The sequence below is a fragment of the Photorhabdus temperata genome, from assembly GCF_025384845.1.
GTDB lineage: Bacteria > Pseudomonadota > Gammaproteobacteria > Enterobacterales > Enterobacteriaceae > Photorhabdus > Photorhabdus temperata.
In genome coordinates this window covers 1-21546 of the sequence record NZ_JAJAFX010000020.1, presented here as the reverse complement: position 1 = coordinate 21546, position 21546 = coordinate 1, and the positions used below count along the sequence as shown (strand labels likewise).

Below are 21546 nucleotides of genomic sequence, written 5' to 3'. Positions count from 1 at the left end.
TGATGATTATAATGGCTATATTCTGAATGTCGCCTTTAAATCTGGTTCAGTGAATATATCTCCGAGTCGCTTCGCATTCATGATGAAATATGATAGTTGTTTGAATTAATTATTGCGAAACAGATTGCAGGTGGAGGATAGCCGAGGCAAGATTTCATAAATCTGTCATAAAACTGACGCATAATGCCTTTTAAAACTCAGTCGCGTTTATCTCAATATTTAACAGGACTAACCATGACAAGACGTATTCTGGTCGTTGAAGATGAAGCTCCGATTCGTGAGATGGTCTGTTTTGTGCTGGAAAAAAATGGCTATCAGCCGGTAGAGGCGGAAGATTATAATTCCGCGCTGGCATGTTTATCTGAGCCCTATCCTGATTTGGTGTTATTGGATTGGATGATCCCTGGTGGTTCTGGTTTGCAGATAATCAAACAAATGAAACGGGATAATAATGCCCGTGATATTCCGGTGATGATGCTGACGGCACGTGGTGAAGAGGAAGATCGGGTTCGTGGCCTCGAAGTTGGGGCAGATGACTATATAACCAAGCCTTTCTCTCCTAAAGAGCTGGTTGCTAGAGTCAAAGCGGTATTGCGGCGTATTTCACCTATGGTGGTGGAAGATATCATTGAAATGGATGGTTTGGTTTTGGATGCCACTTCCCATCGTGTGACCAGCCAGGATCTGGCTCTGGATATGGGGCCGACCGAGTTTAAATTACTTCATTTCTTTATGACTCATCCTGAGCGGGTCTACAGCCGTGAACAGTTGCTCAATTATGTTTGGGGAGCAAATGTTTATGTTGAAGACAGAACTGTCGATGTACATATTCGCCGTTTACGTAAAGTATTAGAGATTGGTGGTCATGATAAAATGGTGCAGACCGTTCGCGGTACTGGTTATCGTTTTTCTACCCGTTACTGAGTTTGCGCACCGGAGAACCTGATGTGTTAGAACGTTTATCCTGGAAAAAACTGGTTTCAGAACTGTTTCTTTTTTGTTTGCCTGCATTAGTTTTGTCGATATTTATTGGTCACTTGTCCTGGTATTTGTTTGCTTCGGTATTTTTGGCGCTGATATGGCATGGCTATAATTTGCTGAAACTTTCGGATTGGTTATGGTTAGATCGTAGGATGTTGCCGCCGTCGGGAAGGGGGGGATGGGAGCCGATTTTTTACGGTATTCACCAAATGCAGCAACGGAACCGGAAACGGCGCCGTGAACTGGCGCTGTTGATCAAACGGTTTCGTAGTGGCGCTGAGTTATTGCCGGATGCCATTGTTATGATGACAACCGAGGGTAATATTTTTTGGTGTAACCGTTTGGCCCAGCATTTACTGGGTTTTCGTTGGCCTGAGGACAATGGGCAGCCTATTTTTAATTTACTTCGTTATCCTGATTTTAATCGGTATATGCTTTCCAGGGATTTTGCACGTCCGTTATCAATAGAATTAAATAATGGTTTCACTGTTGAGTTTCGGGTTATGCCTTACTCTGGAGAGCAACTATTAATGGTTGCCAGGGATGTGACGCAGAAACGGGCCCTGGAAAATGCCCGCCGTGACTTTTTTGCGAATGTCAGCCATGAAATGCGTACCCCTTTAACTGTATTGCAGGGTTATCTGGAAGTCATGCAGGATCAGGAGGTGTCTGGCTCGCTGAGTAATAAAGCGCTGAATACAATGCAGGAGCAAACCCGGAGGATGGATAGTCTGGTGAAGCAATTATTGCAGCTTTCTAAAATCGAAGCTGCTCCTCAGATTGATATGAATGAAATAGTTGATGTGCCTCTGATGCTTAAGGTATTGCGCCAGGAAGCCGCCGCGCTTGGTAATGAATGCTATAAAATTAATTTTGATATTAGTGAAAAACTAAAAGTTTTCGGTAATGAAGAGCAGCTTCGTAGTGCAATGTCTAATCTGGTTTATAACGCGGTTAATCATACCCCGAAAGGCACTCAGATTGATGTCAGTTGGAAAACGAACTCCCACGGTGCCGAGTTTACCGTGAAAGATAATGGACCAGGTATCAGTGCAGAACATTTACCCCGTTTGACCGAACGTTTCTATCGGGTAGATAAAGCCCGTTCTAGGCAAACGGGTGGAAGCGGCCTCGGTCTTGCTATTGTTAAGCATGCTTTACATCACCACCATTCCCACCTTGAAATCTCCAGTGAAATAGGTCAAGGAACAACTTTCAGTTTTACTTTACTGTCAGGATTGATTGTACCGGCTAAATTAACCAGTAAAAGAGATAATAATGGTTTAATTAAAAGCAATAATTAACTTGTGAAATTAATTATTAGCTTTGAAGGTTAAAAAAAACACAAATCATATAGTGTGTATTCAATGATAGCTAACAGCAATCACTGGTTTTGAAAAAGAGTGTAGTATATAACTCTGCATTCTGGTTTATCTATTGCCTTCTGGCACTATAAAAGTTTTACTTGTGGGCAGTTGCTGGCGATTCTATCTATAATAACCACTATGGTTCTGTATTAAACAGGTACAGGTGAATATTATTTTGATAATAAATCGTTAAATTAGGGTTCAATATTGCCAATGTGGGCTTAATTATTGGCGGTATTTATATTATTCAAGCCATTAAAATGGTAACAAAAAATTAACAATTATTATGACAAATCGTTTATCATCTAAGGATATTTGGGCGTTAGGGTTTATGACCTTTGCCCTGTTTGTAGGAGCGGGAAATATTATTTTTCCTCCTATGGTGGGATTACAATCGGGTGAATATGTTTGGGTAGCTGCATTAGGCTTTCTGGTCACCGCGGTTGGTTTACCGGTAATTACAATCATCGCGTTGGCAAAAGTAGGCGGTGGTATTGAAGAGCTGAGTTCACCCATTGGTAAGGTTGCGGGGTTGCTGCTGGCGACGGTTTGTTATCTGGCTGTTGGCCCTCTATTCGCAATTCCACGTACTGCGACGGTTTCTTTTGAAGTGGGCATTGCTCCCCTTGCCGGTTCGGGTGAATTATCACTCTTTATTTACAGTCTGATTTATTTTGCCCTGGTGATTGCTGTTTCGCTTTACCCTGGTCGTTTGCTTGATACTGTCGGGCATGTGCTGGCACCCATTAAAATGCTGGCGTTAGGTATACTTGGTGTTGCCGCTCTACTTTGGCCTGCGGGGGGCTCAATTCCTGCAATTGATGCTTATCAGCAAATCCCATTCTCCAGTGGTTTCGTTAACGGTTATCTGACGATGGATACCTTAGGCGCTATGGTATTTGGTATTGTTATCGTTAACGCGGCGCGTTCAAGAGGTGTTGCTTCATCTTCATTGTTGACCCGTTATGCGACGTGGGCAGGGGTGATTGCCGGATTCGGTCTGGTGCTGGTTTATCTGTCTCTGTTCAAACTGGGTTCTGGCAGTGGATCATTAATTCCTCATGCGGAAAATGGCGCTATAATTTTGCATGCCTATGTTCAGCATACTTTTGGTGGTGTTGGCGCTCTTTTCCTCGCCGTGTTGATTTTTGTCGCCTGTATGGTGACTGCGGTGGGATTGACTTGTGCGTGTGCTGAGTTTTTCAGCCGTTATCTGCCTTTGTCTTATCGTTCATTGGTTCTGATCCTTGGTTTGTTCTCCATGCTGACTTCTAACCTTGGTTTGAGTCATTTGATCAATATTTCTATTCCGGTACTGACTGCGATTTATCCACCTTGTATCGTTTTGATTGTTCTGAGTTTTACATTGCGTTGGTGGAATAATTTCAGCCGTATTTTGGCTTCGGTTATGTTGATCAGTCTGCTATTTGGTATTTTAGATGCTATCAAGTCATCAGAAACTCTGGTGTATTTATTACCAAACTGGGCAACTCGTTTACCATTAGCTGATCAAGGGTTAGCTTGGTTAGCTCCCTCCCTGTTGGTTCTGGTTGTGTTTGGTATTTGTGACCGTATTTGGGGACGTTCTGGTTCACAAGAAAGTCAAAGTCATCAGTGATAATGGTCCGTTTATTTGACCGTTTGTCATCGTCAGATCGTTAGAGAAAGTGCGGGATGGCGTGCCTGAGAAAGGTGTTCCATCCCGCTATTCTTATACATGGTTTGCTGAATTACCTGTTGTTAGTAACCAATAGCAGCACCTGCTGGGCGCCGAACATCATTGGCGCCATAGAAATAGTTTTCACGAACTTGACCAGATACGGCAGCATCATTACCTGAAGAACCTGTATTTGAAACGTTAGCGGCTTTTGGTAAACCTACCATAATCAACTCAGCTGCGCCCCACGGTGTTTGTTCCACCATTTTATATCCCATTTTTTCCAGCAAATTCAGTGAGTCTTTAGAAACACCTCGTTGTTCATAATAAACTTCATCTGGTAACCATTGGTGATGAATACGGGGGCTATTGACCGCTTCCTGAGGAGGCATACCGTGATCAATGATGTTTAAGGCAGTTTGTAGCGTGATAGAGATAATACGGGAGCCTCCGGGTGAGCCCAGAACAAGGAATATATTATTGTCTTTAGTGACGAGTGTCGGGCTCATTGATGATAGTGGGCGCTTACCAGGGGCGATAGAGTTAGTCGCACCTTGAATCAGTCCATACAGATTCTTCTCACCAATTTTTGTCGTGAAATCATCCATTTCATCATTGAGGAAGAAACCTGTTCCCGGTGCGATGACGACAGCACCGAAAAGCCCATTGATTGTATAGGTGGTTGAAACCGCATTACCTTCTTTATCTACAATGGAGTAGTGCGTGGTTTCTGGTTTCTCATGTGGTTCAATACCCGGCTGAACATTTTCTGATAATGTTGCTTCCCCTGGTTTTATTTTTTTACGCAGAGATTCGGCATAGCTTTTACTCAGTAAACGATCGATTGGGTTTTTAACAAATTCCGGATCGCCAAGGTGAGTATTTCTGTCCATATAGGCATGACGCATTGCTTCCGTCAGTGTGTGAATATAATCAGCAGAGTTGAATCCCATTTCTTTGAGGTTGTAGCCTTCCAGAATATTCAGGATTTCACACATTGTTACCCCTCCTGAACTGGGTGGCGGTGAAGAGATAAATTTATAACCGCGATAGCTACAGGTGACGGGGGCTGTTTCTGAGATCTTATAATTGGCGAAATCGGCTTCGGTAATAATGCCGCCTGATTTTTTAGCTGCTTCTACAACCCGTTTAGGAATATCTCCATGATAGAACGCTTCTTGCCCTTTTTTGGCGATTAATTCCAGTGTATTTGCCAGATCGGTTTGTATCAACTTATCGCCCGGTTGATAAGGGGAGCCATCTTTACGCAGGAAGATGCGGGCTGCTTCTGGATCTTTGCGGAAACGTTTGATTGAAGTGTCCAAAATATCTGTGTCTGCTCGGGTTAGTATATAACCTTCCCGTGCCAGTTTAATTGCAGGCGCCATGACCTGTTCACGACTGAGTTTGCCATATTTTTTTAGGGTGCTGTCCAGTCCCATCACGGTCCCGGGCACTCCGGCAGCCAGGTAGCCATATAAACTGGCTCCTTTAACAACGTTGCCTTCTTTGTCCAGATACATATTGGCGCTTGCCGCATTTGGTGCGGTTTCGCGGAAATTAATAAAAGTATTTGTGCCATCAGCCAGATGAATTGTCATAAAACCACCACCGCCGATATTTCCACAGCATGGGTTTACAACGGCTTGGGCATAGCCAACAGCAACAGCCGCATCAATAGCATTTCCACCTATCTTGAGGATATCCACACCAACTTGTGAAGCAAGGTGTTGGGCTGAGACAACCATGCCATTTTTAGCTTCAACGGCGGGTTCTGAAGCGGCATAAAGATGAGAAGAGATAAGTAAGGATATTATTACCAGTGGTGTTTTCCATGTTTTCAACATGTTGTGAACTCCTGTCGTTTTGCGGGATGATTTTTATAAAGTGGAAGTGCTTGTTTTATTTACACGAATTTTAATGTTAATCAATTGTAAATTTAATTATAAGTGATGATAACTATTAGAAAGATTTATTTTTTGTGCGCAAGGTGGCAAAACGAGGAATTTCAGCGATAAAAAAACCAGTTGGCAGCAACCAACTGGTCTGAATTATTGGTAACGTTTGAGGTTACAGTTTAGATGCGTTCTGAGACAGGTACTTAGCTACGCCGTCTGGAGAAGCGCCCATACCTTCTTTACCTTTTTCCCACTGTGCAGGGCATACATCGCCGTGCTCTTCGTGGAATTGCAGTGCGTCAACCATACGCAGCATTTCGTCAATGTTACGGCCTAGTGGCAGATCGTTAACAACTTGGTGACGGACAACGCCGTTTTTGTCGATCAGGAAAGAGCCACGCAGAGCTACGCCAGCTTCTGGGTGCTCAATACCGTATGTTTTTTGAATTTCACGTTTAGTATCAGCAACCATTGCATATTTAACTTCGCCGATACCACCGTTATCGATAGGAGTTTTACGCCATGCGTTGTGGACAAATTCAGAGTCGAAAGAAACACCAACAACTTCAACACCGCGTTTTTTGAACTCTTCGTAGCGGTGGTCGAATGCGATCAGCTCAGAAGGACATACGAAAGTAAAGTCCATCGGCCAGAAGAAGATAACGGCAGGTTTACCGTTCAGGTGTTTTTTCAGGTTGAAATTCCCAACTATTTCGCCGTTGCCAAGGACAGCTGCTGCTGTAAAGTCAGGGGCTTGACGAGTTACCAGAACCATGAGTTACTCCTGTAGTTTTAACCGGGGTTTATGTAAAAATTGGATGTAGAATAAGGAATTAGCGTACATCAATAAAGGGTAAAATACTAATTTTTGCAATAGATTTTACCTATCAATACTTTATTTTTATTTTCTTTACTGTAACGCTTTACCCGCGTTGTTAATTGGGTGAGATTTCCAGCTTCATTTGAGGGAGGTTATAAAAATCTTTATTTTCCGCTTTTTCCATCATATAGGGATAAAATTGCCAGAATAATGCTTCAAGGTCAGAGTAATGTTGTTCTATATCCTGAAATGATCCCGATAAGGCAGATAATTTGGGATGTCTTCGGGCCATTCCATTTAATACATTTGCGATAAATGCAAGATCCGCATAGCGGGTCAACCAGTTTTGCGACCATAAAAACTCATTCATTTCCTGAAATTTTTCGGGAGTTTTATAAAGATGAGGTTCTATCTGATTGCGGGCACGGTGAATAAATGCCGGTAATGAGTCATCGGGAACCAGTTTATCCCAATATAAGGAAAGGAAGTGATCCCAAATAATATCCAATGTAATTGGCGCAACCCGTCGATATTGGCTACTGAACAGGTGACGGGCTTGAGTAACTAACGGGTGGGTATCTGTTAATACATCAACCCGTCGATGCATGCGAATGCCTGCAACCACGTCAGCGCTGTATTGCCCCTCTGGATTGCCGCGAACAAAATCCGCCATCAAGTTCCCTAACAGGGAGCTTTCAGCCAGAGTAGCTAAATGAAGGTGAGCGAGAAAATTCATCTGGTGATTATAATATAAATCAGCGAAGTTATGTGCTTATTTGTTGCACCCTTAGAGCTGCGGCACTAGACTAGTCCGCCTGTTTTTCTGAATGATTAAATACAATGCGAGTTTCCGATTTTACTTTTGAACTTCCTGACGAAATGATTGCTCACTACCCTCAACCACAACGCAGTGGCTGCCGTCTACTTTCCCTTGATGGTGAAACGGGGGCGTTAACGCATGGTGTTTTTACGGATGTTCTCGATAAGCTGAATGCCGGAGATTTGTTGGTTTTCAATAATACCCGAGTCATATCCGCGCGTATTTTTGGCCGGAAAGCCACCGGCGGTAAACTGGAAGTTCTGGTTGAGCGGGTATTGGATGATAAGCGGGTACTTGCACATGTGCGCGCTTCCAAAGCACCAAAAGAGGGATCAGAGCTGTTGCTGGGTGACAGTGAGAACGTTAAAGCGACGATGCTGGCCCGTCATGACACGCTGTTTGAAATACGTTTTGATGATCAGCGTGATGTGCTGTCCATTCTGGATGATGTCGGCCATATGCCTTTGCCGCCTTATATTGATCGCCCTGATGAAGCGGCGGATCGCGAGCTGTATCAAACGGTATACAGTGAACGTCCAGGCGCAGTAGCCGCACCAACGGCAGGTCTTCATTTTGATGAGCCATTATTGGAAGCCCTGCGTGAAAAAGGGGTGGAAATGGTTTTTGTTACCTTGCATGTAGGGGCCGGTACTTTCCAGCCAGTGCGTGTAGAAACCATTGAAGACCATATTATGCATGCTGAATATGCTGAAGTGCCGCAGGATGTGGCTGATGCGGTCCTGGCATGTAAGGCCCGGGGTAATAAGGTTGTCGCTGTTGGAACAACATCCGTCCGCTCGCTGGAAAGTGCAGCAAGAGCTTGCCAAAATGGATTAATTGCGCCATTTTTTAATGATACGCAGATTTTTATCTATCCGGGTTTTGAATATCAGGTTGTTGATGCGCTGATTACGAATTTCCATTTGCCGGAATCGACACTTATCATGCTGGTTTCTGCATTTGCTGGTTATAAAAATACCATGAGTGCTTATAAAGAGGCGATTGCAGAAAAATACCGTTTCTTTAGTTATGGTGATGCCATGTTTATTCGCCGTAATCCTTTGGCTTTCAAGGAAAAAGTTTCTTAATTTATTGTAATAATGTATGAAATCAGCATCAGACTGTTTATCTGATGCTTGGAGGTTAAGTGAAATTTGAATTACAAACTACCGATGGTCAGGCTCGGCGCGGTCGCCTGGTTTTTGAACGTGGCGTTGTAGAAACGCCGGCGTTTATGCCTGTGGGTACTTATGGCACAGTGAAAGGAATGACACCGGAAGAAGTAAAAGAGACCGGTGCGCAAATCCTGCTTGGCAACACTTTCCATCTGTGGCTGCGTCCGGGGCAGGAAATCATGAAGCTGCATGGCGACTTGCATGGATTTATGCAATGGCATGGCCCGATTTTAACGGATTCAGGCGGTTTTCAGGTATTCAGCCTTGGCGCGATGCGTAAAATCAAAGAGGAAGGTGTACATTTCCGCAACCCAATTAATGGTACGCCTGTTTTCCTCAGCCCGGAAAAATCAATGGAAATCCAGTATGACTTGGGTTCCGATATTGTGATGATTTTTGATGAATGTACTCCATATCCTGCTGACTGGGATTATGCCAAACGTTCGATGGAAATGTCCTTACGCTGGGCGGCTCGCAGTCGTAAGCGTTTTGATGAGTTACAGAATAAAAATGCTTTGTTTGGTATTATTCAAGGGAGCGTTTACGAAGATTTACGTGATATCTCAGTAAAAGGTCTGGTAGAGATTGGCTTTGATGGGTACGCTGTAGGCGGTCTTGCGGTTGGGGAGCCTAAAGAAGATATGCACCGTGTTCTTGAACATGTCTGCCCGCAAATCCCGCAGGACAAACCGCGTTATCTGATGGGGGTAGGAAAACCAGAAGATTTGGTAGAGGGGGTTCGCCGCGGCATTGATATGTTCGATTGTGTAATGCCAACCCGTAATGCCCGTAATGGTCATCTTTTTGTCACCGATGGTGTCATTAAGATCCGTAATGCCAAACATAAAGAAGATACTTCGTCGCTGGATGAGCAATGTGATTGCTATACTTGTCGAAATTATAGCCGGGCGTATTTGCATCATCTTGATCGTTGTAACGAAATTCTCGGTGCAAGGCTGAATACTATCCATAATTTGCGGTATTATCAGCGTTTAATGGCTGGGATCCGTAAAGCCATCGAAGAAGGTAATCTTGAACAGTTTGTTGAAGATTTTTATCAGCGGATTGGTAAACCCGTTCCGCTATTAAATATTTGACTTAAGTGGTGATTGACTGACCTCAGTGTGTATAGCATATTGCGGTTGGTTTTTTGATTACTATCGATTTTGATAACAATGAGGGAAAAGTTTAATGAGTATTATTTCTGAAGCAACGGCATCTGCTGGTGCACCGGCGGCTCAGGGAAGTCCATATTCTCTGATCATCATGCTGGTTGTTTTCGGTCTGATCTTCTACTTCATGATCCTGCGTCCACAACAGAAACGTACGAAAGACCATAAAAAACTGATGGATTCTATTTCCAAAGGTGATGAGGTTCTGACCAATGGTGGTTTGATTGGTCGTGTAACTAAAGTTGCTGATACGGGTTATGTCGTTTTAGCACTGAATGACACCACTGAAGTGACTATTAAACGTGATTTCGTCGCTGCCGTTTTACCGAAAGGTACAATGAAGGCTCTGTAATTTCTGATTTTCCCGAAGGGAACTGCCGTGCTAAACCGTTATCCTTTGTGGAAGTATCTGATGCTGATCGCTGCGATCCTCATCGGTTTGCTTTATGCACTTCCCAACCTTTATGGTGAGGATCCGGCTGTACAAATCACTGGCGCGCGAGGCATTGCCGCCAGTGAGCAAACGCTGGACCAAGTCCGTAATGTTTTAGAGAAAGATCAAATCACGAGTAAATCTATTGCGCTGGAAAATGGCGCGATTCTTGCTCGTTTCAATAATTCTGATATTCAGCTTCGTGCCCGTGAAGCCCTGATGTCCGCATTAGGCGATCAGTATGTGGTGGCATTGAACCTGGCGCCGGCAACACCAGCTTGGCTGGGCAAAGTTGGCGCAGAGCCAATGAAACTGGGCCTTGATCTGCGTGGTGGTGTGCACTTCCTGATGGAAGTGGATATGGAAACCGCGTTAGGCAAACTGCAAGAGCAGAGTATTGATGGCTTGCGTACTGATTTACGTGAAAAAGGTATTCCTTATTCCACTGTCCGCAAAATTGATAATTACGGTGTAGAGGTCCGCTTCCGTGATGAAAAAGCCCTTTCTGATGCAGAGAGCTATCTTACCAATCGTCACCGTGATTTAGTGTTCAGTGTTGGAGCCAATAATACCCTGAAAGCGGTGATGAGTGATGAGCGCCAGCGTGAAGCCCGTTCTTATGCAGTGCAGCAAAATATTACCATTCTGCGTAACCGTGTTAACCAATTGGGTGTGGCCGAACCGTTAGTTCAGCGTCAGGGAGCTGACCGTATCGTGGTGGAATTACCGGGTATTCAGGATACTGCCCGCGCTAAAGAAATTCTTGGCGCGACAGCAACCCTGGAGTTCCGTTTGGTCAATACAAGTATTGACTCTACTGCGGCTACATCAGGTCGTGTACCGGGTGATTCTGAAGTGAAAAATACCCGTGATGGTAGCCCGGTTGTGTTATATAAGCGTGTTATTCTGACCGGGGATCATATTACAGATTCAACCTCTGGTACGGATGAATACGGTAGTCCAGAGGTAAATATTTCACTGGACAGCGCCGGTGGCACTGCGATGTCTAATTTCACCAAGGACAACGTTGGTAAGCCAATGGCAACGCTGTTTGTGGAATATAAAGACAGTGGTAAGAAAGATGCTAACGGTCGGGTTGTGTTAGTCAAAAATGAAGAAGTGATTAATATTGCCAATATTCAGGTTCGTCTGGGGAGTAATTTCCGTATCACCGGTATTTCCAATGCAACTGAAGCCCGTCAGTTATCCTTGTTACTGCGTGCCGGTGCTCTGATTGCGCCGATTCAGATTGTGGAAGAACGTACCATTGGGCCAACCCTTGGTCTGCAAAATATTGAACAAGGTCTGGAAGCCTGTCTGTGGGGTCTGATCGCATCAATCCTGTTTATGGTGATTTACTACCGTAAATTCGGTTTGATTGCGAGTAGCGCGCTGCTGGCTAACCTGGTGCTGATTGTCGGTGTTATGTCTCTGTTGCCGGGGGCTACGCTCACTATGCCGGGGATTGCAGGTATTGTTCTGACGCTGGCGGTGGCAGTCGATGCCAACGTACTGATCAACGAGCGTATCAAAGAAGAATTACGTAATGGCCGTACCGTACAGCAAGCGATACATGAAGGTTATAAAGGTGCGTTCTCCAGTATTATCGACGCCAACCTGACAACGCTGATCACTGCGATCATTCTTTACGCTGTTGGTACCGGGTCAATTAAAGGCTTTGCGATAACAACGTCAATTGGTGTCGCCACTTCTATGTTTACCGCTATTGTAGGTACCCGGGCTATTGTGAACCTGCTGTACGGCGGTAAGCGTATTAAGAAGCTGTCAATTTAAGGAGCACGTTGTGGCACAGGATTATACTGTTGAACAATTGAACTACGGTCGCAAAGTCCATGACTTTATGCGCTGGGACAACGTTGCTTTCGGAATTTCGTTGCTGCTGTTGGTGGCTTCTGTTTTTGTGATGGCAACCCGCGGGTTTAATTGGGGATTGGATTTTACCGGTGGTACGGTAATTGAAATCAAACTCAGTAAGCCGGCTGATTTGGATAAGATGCGTGATAGCCTGGCGAAAGCGGGTTTTGAAGATCCTTTGTTGCAAAACTTCGGTAGCAGCCGTGATGTGATGGTGCGTATGCCACCGCTGATGGGCGCTGCGAATGAAGAACTGAGCAAAAAGGTTATTAAGGTCATCAATGATTCCGTTGATAAAGATGCGAGTGTGAATCGTGTTGAAATTGTTGGGCCAAGTGTCGGTGCTGAACTTGCCCAAAATGGTGCGATGGCGTTACTGGCGGCCCTTATCTGTATCTTGATTTATGTTGGGCTCCGTTTTGAATGGCGTCTGGCGTTAGGGGCGGTTCTTGCGCTTGCGCATGACGTCATCATCACGCTCGGGGTTCTGTCGTTGTTTCATATCGAGATTGACCTGACAATTGTGGCGTCGCTGATGTCCGTTATCGGTTATTCATTGAATGACAGTATCGTGGTTTCTGACCGTATCCGTGAAAACTTCCGTAAGATCCGCCGGGGTACGTCGTATGAAATTATGAACGTCTCTTTGACGCAAACACTAAGCCGTACCATCATGACTTCTGCGACTACCTTACTGGTGGTGCTGATGTTGTATATTTTCGGTGGTGCGATGCTGAAAGGCTTCTCGCTGGCGATGTTAATCGGTGTTTCTATCGGTACGATATCTTCTATCTATGTTGCTTCCGCATTAGCGTTGAAACTGGGTATGAAGCGTGAACACATGATCCAGCAAAAGGTTGAGAAGGAAGGAGCTGATCAGCCATCTTTATTGCCTTAACTATTCTGCCTTGATGCTGTTCAAACACCCTGTGAGTATCTGGCTGGCAGGGTGTTTTTTGTTCAGATTAAGGTAAACTATAAACTTAGCTCGGACTAACCATCAGGAAGTGATATGCATTGCCCATTTTGTGCCGCTGTTGATACCAAAGTGATTGACTCCCGTTTGGTGGGGGATGGCTCGCAGGTACGCCGGCGTCGCCAGTGTCTTGAGTGTCATGAACGATTTACCACTTTTGAAATGGCGGAGTTAGTTATGCCGAGAGTGATAAAAAGTGATGATATCCGGGAGCCATTCGATGAAGAAAAACTGCGCCGAGGTATGCAAAAAGCATTGGAGAAACGTCCGGTCGGTTCTGATGATGTAGAAGTGGCGATTAGCTGTATTAAATCTCAGTTACGTGCTACCGGTGAACGGGAAATTCCATCTAAAATGATTGGTAATTTGGTGATGGATGAATTGAAGAAATTGGATAAAGTCGCCTATATCCGTTTTGCTTCCGTCTATCGCAGTTTTGAAGATATTCGTGAATTTGGCGAAGAGATTGCTAAATTACAGGATTAATAAGTAGTGAATAACGATGAAAAATATATGACGCGTGCTTTCGAATTGGCGTGTCAGGGATGCTTTACTACGTCACCTAATCCTAATGTCGGTTGTGTGATTGTGAGTAATGGGCAGATTGTTGGGGAAGGTTTTCATTTACGTTCTGGTGGGTTACATGCCGAAGTCCATGCTTTACAGGTGGCCGGTGATAAAGCTAAAGGTGCAACCGTTTATGTCACTCTTGAGCCGTGCAGTCATCACGGTAAAACGTCTCCTTGTGCTGATGCCCTGATTGCTGCTGGCGTTAGTCGTGTGGTTACGGCTATGCAGGACCCTAACCCTCAAGTAGCGGGAAGAGGGTTTTATAAGCTGCAACAAGCGGGGATTGAAGTTGAACACGGATTGATGATGGAGGAGGCGGAATCCCTCAATAAGGGGTTTCTGAAGCGAATGCGTACAGGGTTCCCGTATGTTCAGTTGAAGATGGCGGCTTCTCTTGACGGAAGAACTGCGTTGGCTTCTGGAGAAAGCAAATGGATTACATCATCCCAGGCTCGTTATGATGTGCAAAAATTCCGTGCTCAGTGTAGTGCGATTCTGAGTTCTAGTAGCACTGTTCTGGCTGATGATCCTTACCTGACGGTCCGCTGGAGCGAATTGGATGCAGAAACTCAGGCGGTTTATCCTGAGGAAAATCTTCGTCAGCCGGTGCGTGTCATTGTTGATAGTCAGAACCGTGTTACCCCGCAGCATCAGGTCATACAACAGCCGGGCTATTGCTGGTTAGCCCGCACCAAAGCGGATGAATATAACTGGCCTGAAAATGTAGAGCAGATACTGCTGCCTGCTCATGGTGCTGGTGTAGATTTAGTGTTACTGATGATGCAATTGGGTAAACGTCAGATTAATACTGTCTGGGCCGAATGTGGTCCGCTGTTGGCGGGGGCATTACTGACTTTGGGGCTGGTAGATGAGTTGATACTTTATGTTGCGCCAAAAGTGCTGGGTGATGCCGCCTGTGGTTTGTTTACCATTCCTGAGCTTAAAAATCTGGCGGATGCGCCGGAATTTAACATTTTTGATGTACAGCAAGTCGGGCCTGATCTTCGTCTGTGTCTGCGGCCTGTATACTGACTGAATGTGTGAGTGTGGGTTAACCCGCCTGTTTTTATACTCTGTTGCTAAATCGGCAGGCGCGGCTAACGAAAGAATATGATAGAATCCGCCCCCCTGCGGATATGAACAGATATAAGGAAGGCTATGAACGTAATCAAAGGTATTGTTGCGGCTCCACAAGCTCGTGTGGCGATTGCCATTGCACGTTTTAACAACTTCATTAATGATAATCTGTTAGAAGGCGCGGTAGATGCACTTGAGCGTATCGGTCAGGTTGCTTCAGAAAATATCACTGTTGTCTGGGTTCCTGGTGCATATGAATTACCGTTGACGGTAAAAACATTGGTCGAAACCCAAAAATATGACGCAGTTGTCGCGCTGGGTACCGTTATCCGTGGTGGTACCGCTCACTTTGAATACGTTGCTGGTGAATGCAGTTCCGGTCTGTCTAATGTGGCAATGACCAGTAAAATCCCAGTAGCATTTGGTGTTCTGACTACAGAAAGCATTGAACAGGCGATTGAACGCGCGGGAACCAAAGCGGGTAATAAAGGCGCAGAAGCTGCGTTAACCGCACTGGAAATGGTCAATGTAATTAACGCCATTAAAGGCTGATTTTAGTTTTAATTAAGGGGAATCTTGTGAAACCTGCTGCTCGTCGTCGTGCTCGTGAGTGCGCTGTTCAGGCTATATACTCATGGCAATTATCTGGCAATGACATTGCTGACGTTGAATTACAGTTTCTGTCGGAGCAGGACGTCACTGGTGTTGACGTAACCTATTTTCGTGAATTGCTGTCAGGAGTAGCTGTGAACGCAGTTAAGCTGGATGCTTTGATGGCTCCTTATCTTTCCCGTCAGCTTGAAGAGTTAGGTCAGGTAGAAAAAGCCATTTTGCGTGTTGCTATGTTTGAACTAAGTTATCGTGATGATGTCCCTTATAAAGTGGCTATTAACGAAGCTATCGAATTGGCAAAAGTCTTCGGTGCTGAGGATAGTCACAAATTCGTGAACGGGGTACTGGATAAATCTGGCCCAGCAGTACGCAAGAAAAGATAATTCTCACTGCTTGACGGGTTTTTCCCACCGTAGACGATGATTTGTAAGGCCGGGGGACCGGCCTTATGTTCGTAATCATCAGTAATTTTTTGGGATTCTATTATGGCATGTGGCGAATTTGACCTCATTGCGCGTTATTTTGATCGTCAGACGACTAACCGGCGTGATGTAAATCTGGGTATTGGTGACGACTGTGCGCTGATGATGCTGGCCGATAAACAGCAATTAGCTGTCAGCACGGATACCTTGGTTTCAGGCGTTCATTTCTTACCTGATATTTCTCCTGAAGATTTGGCTTATAAATCTCTGGCGGTGAATTTAAGTGATCTGGCCGCTGTCGGTGCTGATCCTGCCTGGCTTTCGCTTGCGTTGACATTACCGGAAATAGATGAATGTTGGCTAAGTGGTTTCAGTGACAGCCTCTTTGAACAATTGCGTTATTACGGTATGCAGCTTATCGGTGGTGACACCACCCGTGGCCCGATGAGCCTGACGCTAACGATTCATGGTCTGGTTCCCGCAGGCAGAGCATTGCGGCGTGCCGGCGCAAAAAATGGCGATTGGATTTATGTGAGTGGCTCGTTGGGTGACAGTGCGGCAGGTTTAGCTCTGTTACAAAACCATTTGCAAATTTCTGATCCAGTGTCCCGTGATTGGCTAATTCAACGTCATCTCCGGCCGCAACCCCGTATTTTGCTAGGGCAGGCATTGCGTGATCTGGCAACGTCAGCAATTGATTTGTCTGATGGCTTGATTTCCGATCTGGGCCACATACTGAAAGCCAGCCGATGTGGAGCCAGAATAAATCTGGATGCGATCCCTTACTCTGGTGCAATGAAACAATACGTTGAACCGCAACAGGCTCTGATGTGGGCTTTGAGCGGCGGTGAAGATTATGAATTATGCTTTACTGTCCCGGAAAGGAATCGCGGCGCGCTGGAAATCGCTTTGGCTCATACCGGCGCTGGTTTTAGCTGTGTCGGACAGATTATGCCGGAATCAGAAGAGATTCGTTATTACAGCAAGAATAAAGAGATTAAATTGGATCTGAAAGGGTTCGATCACTTTATTACCGAGGAAGCACATGGATGAGGCAAAACGCCGTTTACGGATGAATAATCCCTGGCATTTATTAGCGACGGGTTTTGGTAGTGGGCTATCGCCGGTAATGCCAGGAACAATGGGATCTGCTGCTGCTGTTCCATTTTGGTTATTATTGATTCAGTTTCCAGAATGGATTTGCTGGCTGGTGATTATTACCGGAATGTTGTTCGGGATAATGATTTGCCAGCGTACTTCTGATGATATGAAAGTTCATGACCATGGCAGTATTGTCTGGGATGAATTTATCGGTATGTGGATCACATTGATGGCAATTCCTGTCGTTAACTGGCAGTGGGTTTTAACGGGTTTTATTGTGTTCCGTATTTTGGATATGTGGAAACCGTGGCCTATTCGCTGGTTTGATCGTTATATTCACGGCGGATTAGGTATCATGTTGGATGATATTATCGCGGCTGTATTCTCGTTCGTCATTGTTTGGTTATTGGCGTTTTATCAGATTTTGACTTTCTGATGTGCGGTGCGTTTGATTATTAAATAAATGGAGTTCTAACCCATCATTGGTTGACTAGTAGTCAATTACCTCATTCTGATTGCCTTTTGGTCATAATCTGCACTGTAGGGGGCTATATCGCTCCTGTACGGGCGGTTACGTTGTGAACTAAGTACAACATTGCATGACGAATCATAAAGGCTATCTCATCTGGCCGGGGCTCAACCACCTGGCTGCAAGGCTAAAAAGAAAAAACGTTACCAATCAGTTTAAATTAAGACGAATATCCGCTAACAGGGCACCTTCACATGTACTGAAGGCGATAGGGGTCAGCGATGCACAAGCTCAAGCCAGTGTGCGCTTCGGACTGGGCAGATTTAACATTGAAGACGAGATACGGTATGTTTGTCTCCGTCTGGAAAAAGCGGTGAATAAATTGAGGTCGATGGTGCCAAAGTCATTCGGTACCCGATAATAATTAAGAATTAATTAAGATGGAGTTTGACTCATGCGAACAATGTCGGCACTTTTTCTCCTGTTCGGAACCCTGTTCACTGCGGGAGGATATGGCGCCACCTTCCTTATTTCCGCGTATTTTCGGTCACAAGGAGGGAGTGACATTGACGCCGGGACGACTCTCAGTGTGGCCTTGGTTGGCACTTTGATTGGTGTTCCTTTAGTCGGATGGTTTGCCGGGCAGCTGGAAGCATCCCGCCTTGCAGCCCTTGCGGCGTTGGCGATGTCATGTGGTTATCTTCTTTTAGGCGGCTTTAGCGGTGAACTGAGCTATATTCCGCGTATCGCGGCGTTTTTGATTGGACTCGGTTGGGGAATGTTCTATATCAGTGGGCCCATGGCGTTGTCGGAACGTGTCACTGATGCTGACAGGGGCCACTGGTTTACCCGATTCAGTGCGTTTCAAATGGCTGGGATTTGTGGTAGTCCCATCCTCCTTACCGCAGCGGTTGAACAGGCGGGGGTGTCCATCCAAACAACGTTTCTCTTTGTTGGCGTCGCTGGCACCTTTGCCTCACTGCTTCTGGCGACCTTTGGTATCAAGGAGCCGCATGGTCAACGGGAATTATCACTGAGACCCTGGGTGAAAAAAATAACGAAGATCGCTACAAGTAGTGCGATCCGTCCCATTGTGATGGTGGGTCTGGGAGGCTGTGTATTCTCCGGAATGATGTCATTCCAGAGTTCACTCGTCGAAGGGACGCGTGCAAATGCAAGTACATTCTTCGCTGTACATGCAGCGACCGTGGTTGTGTCGCGGCTTTTGTTGGCCCGACGTTTATCGACGATGCCCCGTATCCCGTTAGTCACTGCGCTGATGTTATTCTTAATCGTGGGTATTTTGGCCCTGCTGGGCATACCGGTTCACCCCGTGTTCCCGATTGCGGCGGCCATGTTAACGGGGATAGGGTATGGATTGGTGTATCCCGTTATTCAAACATGGGCAATAAACGATTCTGCTCTTGAGAATCGCCATGCGGCCCTCACCTGGTTCGTTGTCGCCTATTTTGTGGGTATATTTGGATTTCCGGCGATAGGTGGATGGATATTAGTTGGCGCGGGCAAGGCCTTGTTTATCCTCGTTCTGGCCGCAATAGCCTCTCTTGAACTTGTGATGGCGTTATTGGGAGGGAGCTGGTTTTGTCGTATTAAGGACAGGCTGACTGCATAGGATGAAGTTCGTTAACGGTCATTCAGCCAGTTGATTTCCTTGGCAGGCATCTTGATAATGCATTCGACAGACGCTCATTGGGTAGGCGGCAGCGATATGAACGTTGCGGGCCTGCGGTGGGAGTTGTTGATCATTTTTTGCTTTATATCTCAGTATTTCCTTCTCAGGGCTAATGTTGTCTAATATCAAAATTAGGACTACAATAGCACTACAAAAATCAGCATGTACGAGGTACTAAATGAGCACTGAAACTTACGTTCGCACACGTATAGATCCAGCAATTAAGCAAGAGGCAACCGATGTCCTAGCCGATATTGGGATCAAAATGTCTGACTTTCTACGCATTGCTGTAACGATGGTGGCCAAAGAAAAGGCGTTACCTTTCGAGATCAAGAAAATCCCTAACAGAGTTACTATTGAGGCTATGAATGAGGCGAGAAGCGCAATGAATGCGCGTTTTAACAATGCGGATGATTTAATTTATGACATTGAAAAAGACCGCAGCAAGTAAGCGAGCCAGTCTCCCGCGCCGTTCAGACTATACAAAGCAGTTTGGCAAAGATTGGCAACGATTGAGCCGTTCTGGGCGTTATGACATGAACCGATTAAAATCTGTTGTAATGTTCCTCATTGCGAATGATTCACCGTTAGGATCTGAATATAAAGATCATGAATTAGCTGGAAATTGGGCAGGGTTTAGAGAGTGTCATATTGGGGGGGATTTTCTTTTAATCTATCTGTTGGACGAACAGAGAAATGTAATCGAGTTTGTCAGAACCGGTACACATGCGGAATTGTTCGAATGATCTAGTGGAAATCTTGAGTGGCACAATGACTCAGGCTTTCAAGGAATTAGAAACTGAAGGGGTGAAATTGATGCCTGTTCCGGGATATGAGTGACGTACACTGCAAGATATCCCGGTACTGAAAAAAAACTGTTGAGTTTTAACATCAGCTCGCAGGCTTTAAACTGTTATTAAAAGTCACTATTTTAACTCTTGGGTTTAATCGGTATAAAGTTTTAATCGTTGTTTTCACCACTTTTAATGTCTGATTGTATTAAGTTTAATCATCATGGGATGCCGTATTTTACGTTTAACCAATGTTAATCATATCTGATTTATCTTTGATGATATAAAAATATCCTTCTATGCTTTTTCGGATAGTTTTTTTGCTGATTTCCTTTAAATTATCTGTTAATGGTTAATGTGATTCGATTAAATGTAATTAACTTTTTTTCTAAAAAGTTTTATTTATTGAGTTAAATCTGGCTTTTATATAAAAGCTTTAATCTATCTGTATTCTCGTTTTTAAATAGTCATGGCAGGTTAGGTAAATATAAAATGAGAGGAGGATAGCATAGCTGATAAATGCATTAAACATGTTAGGGAGTAAGCTGTTTTTAGTCACCTTTCGGCGTGAGCAATCAAAATGCTTCTGTACAAATATAATAAACCTCGGTAACTTTAGCTTACTTGTAATAGGATCCATTGATCCCATTTCACCTTCTTGCAACACTCTGAGCAAGTGGGGACTGTGATAGTATCCCCGTTCATTCGTGAAATATTTTCCTCTAAGGCTCTTCTGTGCCGTCGATCTCCAATGCACACCAGAGCGCATGACCATCTTCGAAGACAACATTGGGTTCTTCAATGAGGCTATGCAACACATTTACCAGCGACTCTTTAGGCAGCAAGTAACGCTTACCTCTCAATGTCCAAATTGTCTCGACTAGAACCACATCAGTGATCAAGATTTTCTGCTTACCTTCAAAGAGTGCATTGGCCTTTTGAGACTGGTTCGCGTCATCTTGCAGCAGATATCTGAGTACGACGTTTGTATCTACTTCAATCATCAGTGTATGGCACTTTCAAGTGACTCTTCTGATCGACTGAGATACCCTTCAATATCCCCTTCGCGGCACCTTTGCGCTTTGTAATAATTGAAATGATCCCTTTCCGGCTGACGAAACTTTCATACTCGTCACCTGGCTGAATGCCAGCTATTAAACATTGCTCAAGCGGTAACGTCCCCTGTCTTTTCTGGCTAACTATTGGCATAAAAACACCCCTTTACTAAACATGATAAGTAAAGATGTGTGCATCTTTACATTTTGTCAATAGTAAATACCTATCATCAAATTTGCTGGGATTGCAAGTTAAGATAACTGGGCTATTTGGACAATGTTTTTATGTAATCCCATGTCTTTATTATTTAGTTAATACTGTTATTTTGTCACCTTGTTAATCAATTTAAAATCCGTTTTTCCTGATGTTTTCTCTTTTAAGAAAAACTCAACGGTGATAATCGAAACGCTAAAAGTCAGTAATCTGAAGGATAATAGGATAAATATCCTATTATCCCTATATACCCTTCATCTTTCAAGTTGCTGCTTTGTTGGCTGCGTTCACTTACCCCAGTCACATAGTTATCTATGCTCCTGGGGATGCGTTCACTTGCCGCCGCGCTGCAACTTGAAATCTATTGG

At 44.7% G+C, this 21546-nt stretch carries 22 protein-coding genes; 17 read left to right on the top strand and 5 right to left on the bottom strand.

What is annotated here, in order from left to right:
* The first annotated feature begins 234 nt into the window (after positions 1-234).
* From phoB to brnQ, 3 genes are all read left to right on the top strand, one after another.
* On the top strand, positions 235-924 hold the full coding sequence (gene phoB, locus LGZ99_RS09595) for a phosphate regulon transcriptional regulator PhoB (protein ID WP_036836977.1): 690 nt from the start codon (positions 235-237) through the stop codon (positions 922-924).
* Positions 925-947: 23 nt separating this feature from the next.
* Positions 948-2285, top strand: coding sequence for a phosphate regulon sensor histidine kinase PhoR (gene phoR / locus LGZ99_RS09590; protein ID WP_262979068.1), 1338 nt, complete (start codon positions 948-950; stop codon positions 2283-2285).
* A 349-nt stretch (positions 2286-2634) separates the two neighbouring features.
* On the top strand, positions 2635-3966 hold the full coding sequence (gene brnQ, locus LGZ99_RS09585) for a branched-chain amino acid transport system II carrier protein (protein WP_023043737.1): 1332 nt from the start codon (positions 2635-2637) through the stop codon (positions 3964-3966).
* A 122-nt stretch (positions 3967-4088) separates the two neighbouring features.
* Here brnQ and ggt read toward each other — a convergent pair whose 3' ends face one another.
* The 3 genes from ggt to LGZ99_RS09570 form a co-directional block, all read right to left on the bottom strand.
* Positions 4089-5852, bottom strand: coding sequence for a gamma-glutamyltransferase (ggt, locus tag LGZ99_RS09580; protein WP_262979067.1), 1764 nt, complete (start codon positions 5850-5852; stop codon positions 4089-4091).
* Positions 5853-6075: 223 nt separating this feature from the next.
* Positions 6076-6678, bottom strand: coding sequence for a peroxiredoxin C (locus tag LGZ99_RS09575; protein ID WP_023043739.1), 603 nt, complete (start codon positions 6676-6678; stop codon positions 6076-6078).
* Positions 6679-6838: 160 nt separating this feature from the next.
* Entirely contained in the window at positions 6839-7459 is a 621-nt protein-coding gene (locus LGZ99_RS09570) for an acyl carrier protein phosphodiesterase (RefSeq protein ID WP_036836971.1), read from the bottom strand.
* A 104-nt stretch (positions 7460-7563) separates the two neighbouring features.
* Between LGZ99_RS09570 and queA the strand changes: the two genes are divergently transcribed.
* The 14 genes from queA to LGZ99_RS09500 all read left to right on the top strand — a co-directional run bounded on the left by queA (position 7564) and on the right by LGZ99_RS09500 (position 19864).
* Positions 7564-8631 carry a tRNA preQ1(34) S-adenosylmethionine ribosyltransferase-isomerase QueA gene (gene queA, locus LGZ99_RS09565; RefSeq protein WP_036836968.1) on the top strand — a complete coding sequence of 356 codons (1068 nt, stop codon included), beginning with the start codon at positions 7564-7566 and terminating at the stop codon, positions 8629-8631.
* 59 nt (positions 8632-8690) lie between these two features.
* Positions 8691-9815 carry a tRNA guanosine(34) transglycosylase Tgt gene (gene tgt, locus LGZ99_RS09560; RefSeq protein WP_036836966.1) on the top strand — a complete coding sequence of 375 codons (1125 nt, stop codon included), beginning with the start codon at positions 8691-8693 and terminating at the stop codon, positions 9813-9815.
* A gap of 94 nt (positions 9816-9909) precedes the next feature.
* Positions 9910-10242 carry a preprotein translocase subunit YajC gene (yajC, locus tag LGZ99_RS09555; protein ID WP_021323460.1) on the top strand — a complete coding sequence of 111 codons (333 nt, stop codon included), beginning with the start codon at positions 9910-9912 and terminating at the stop codon, positions 10240-10242.
* A gap of 27 nt (positions 10243-10269) precedes the next feature.
* Complete coding sequence (secD, locus tag LGZ99_RS09550) at positions 10270-12117, top strand: protein translocase subunit SecD (protein ID WP_072008821.1); 1848 nt, start codon at positions 10270-10272, stop codon at positions 12115-12117.
* Positions 12118-12127: 10 nt separating this feature from the next.
* A complete protein-coding gene (secF, locus tag LGZ99_RS09545; protein ID WP_023043742.1) occupies positions 12128-13096 on the top strand; it encodes a protein translocase subunit SecF in 969 nt (322 codons plus the stop codon).
* Positions 13097-13210: 114 nt separating this feature from the next.
* Entirely contained in the window at positions 13211-13660 is a 450-nt protein-coding gene (gene nrdR, locus LGZ99_RS09540) for a transcriptional regulator NrdR (RefSeq protein WP_021323462.1), read from the top strand.
* Between the two features lie 6 nt (positions 13661-13666).
* Positions 13667-14776 (top strand): bifunctional diaminohydroxyphosphoribosylaminopyrimidine deaminase/5-amino-6-(5-phosphoribosylamino)uracil reductase RibD, encoded by a 1110-nt coding sequence (gene ribD, locus LGZ99_RS09535; protein ID WP_262979066.1) that lies wholly within the window; start codon positions 13667-13669, stop codon positions 14774-14776.
* A gap of 126 nt (positions 14777-14902) precedes the next feature.
* A complete protein-coding gene (gene ribH / locus LGZ99_RS09530) occupies positions 14903-15373 on the top strand; it encodes a 6,7-dimethyl-8-ribityllumazine synthase (protein ID WP_021323464.1) in 471 nt (156 codons plus the stop codon).
* A 26-nt stretch (positions 15374-15399) separates the two neighbouring features.
* Complete coding sequence (gene nusB, locus LGZ99_RS09525) at positions 15400-15816, top strand: transcription antitermination factor NusB (RefSeq protein WP_021323465.1); 417 nt, start codon at positions 15400-15402, stop codon at positions 15814-15816.
* A 102-nt stretch (positions 15817-15918) separates the two neighbouring features.
* A complete protein-coding gene (gene thiL / locus LGZ99_RS09520) occupies positions 15919-16908 on the top strand; it encodes a thiamine-phosphate kinase (RefSeq protein WP_021323466.1) in 990 nt (329 codons plus the stop codon).
* Positions 16901-17392: a phosphatidylglycerophosphatase A gene (gene pgpA / locus LGZ99_RS09515; protein WP_021323467.1), complete on the top strand. Its 492-nt coding sequence runs from the start codon at positions 16901-16903 to the stop codon at positions 17390-17392. Before thiL ends, pgpA begins: the two co-directional genes overlap by 8 nt.
* A 487-nt stretch (positions 17393-17879) precedes the next feature.
* Positions 17880-19058 (top strand): MFS transporter, encoded by a 1179-nt coding sequence (locus tag LGZ99_RS09510; RefSeq protein WP_262979065.1) that lies wholly within the window; start codon positions 17880-17882, stop codon positions 19056-19058.
* Positions 19059-19296: 238 nt separating this feature from the next.
* A complete protein-coding gene (locus tag LGZ99_RS09505) occupies positions 19297-19569 on the top strand; it encodes a type II toxin-antitoxin system RelB/DinJ family antitoxin (RefSeq protein ID WP_021323470.1) in 273 nt (90 codons plus the stop codon).
* A complete protein-coding gene (locus LGZ99_RS09500; RefSeq protein ID WP_023043749.1) occupies positions 19541-19864 on the top strand; it encodes a type II toxin-antitoxin system YafQ family toxin in 324 nt (107 codons plus the stop codon). Before LGZ99_RS09505 ends, LGZ99_RS09500 begins: the two co-directional genes overlap by 29 nt.
* Positions 19865-20631: 767 nt before the next feature.
* Here the strand turns inward: LGZ99_RS09500 and LGZ99_RS09495 are convergent.
* The gene (locus LGZ99_RS09495) at positions 20632-20913 is read right to left on the bottom strand and encodes a type II toxin-antitoxin system VapC family toxin (protein ID WP_262979064.1); all 282 of its coding nucleotides are present in this window, start codon (positions 20911-20913) and stop codon (positions 20632-20634) included.
* The gene (locus LGZ99_RS09490) at positions 20906-21118 is read right to left on the bottom strand and encodes an AbrB family transcriptional regulator (protein ID WP_262979063.1); all 213 of its coding nucleotides are present in this window, start codon (positions 21116-21118) and stop codon (positions 20906-20908) included. Before LGZ99_RS09490 ends, LGZ99_RS09495 begins: the two co-directional genes overlap by 8 nt.
* Positions 21119-21546: the final 428 nt, after the last annotated feature.

Coding starts and splice junctions, on each gene's coding strand:
- phoB (WP_036836977.1), top strand. CDS start 235: ATGACAAGACGTATTCTGGTCGTTGAAGATGAAGCTCCGATTCGTGAG.
- brnQ (WP_023043737.1), top strand. CDS start 2,635: ATGACAAATCGTTTATCATCTAAGGATATTTGGGCGTTAGGGTTTATG.
- ggt (WP_262979067.1), bottom strand. CDS start 5,852: ATGTTGAAAACATGGAAAACACCACTGGTAATAATATCCTTACTTATC.
- LGZ99_RS09575 (WP_023043739.1), bottom strand. CDS start 6,678: ATGGTTCTGGTAACTCGTCAAGCCCCTGACTTTACAGCAGCAGCTGTC.
- LGZ99_RS09570 (WP_036836971.1), bottom strand. CDS start 7,459: ATGAATTTTCTCGCTCACCTTCATTTAGCTACTCTGGCTGAAAGCTCC.
- queA (WP_036836968.1), top strand. CDS start 7,564: ATGCGAGTTTCCGATTTTACTTTTGAACTTCCTGACGAAATGATTGCT.
- yajC (WP_021323460.1), top strand. CDS start 9,910: ATGAGTATTATTTCTGAAGCAACGGCATCTGCTGGTGCACCGGCGGCT.
- nrdR (WP_021323462.1), top strand. CDS start 13,211: ATGCATTGCCCATTTTGTGCCGCTGTTGATACCAAAGTGATTGACTCC.
- ribH (WP_021323464.1), top strand. CDS start 14,903: ATGAACGTAATCAAAGGTATTGTTGCGGCTCCACAAGCTCGTGTGGCG.
- thiL (WP_021323466.1), top strand. CDS start 15,919: ATGGCATGTGGCGAATTTGACCTCATTGCGCGTTATTTTGATCGTCAG.
- pgpA (WP_021323467.1), top strand. CDS start 16,901: ATGGATGAGGCAAAACGCCGTTTACGGATGAATAATCCCTGGCATTTA.
- LGZ99_RS09510 (WP_262979065.1), top strand. CDS start 17,880: ATGCGAACAATGTCGGCACTTTTTCTCCTGTTCGGAACCCTGTTCACT.
- LGZ99_RS09505 (WP_021323470.1), top strand. CDS start 19,297: ATGAGCACTGAAACTTACGTTCGCACACGTATAGATCCAGCAATTAAG.
- LGZ99_RS09500 (WP_023043749.1), top strand. CDS start 19,541: ATGACATTGAAAAAGACCGCAGCAAGTAAGCGAGCCAGTCTCCCGCGC.
- LGZ99_RS09495 (WP_262979064.1), bottom strand. CDS start 20,913: ATGATTGAAGTAGATACAAACGTCGTACTCAGATATCTGCTGCAAGAT.
- LGZ99_RS09490 (WP_262979063.1), bottom strand. CDS start 21,118: ATGCCAATAGTTAGCCAGAAAAGACAGGGGACGTTACCGCTTGAGCAA.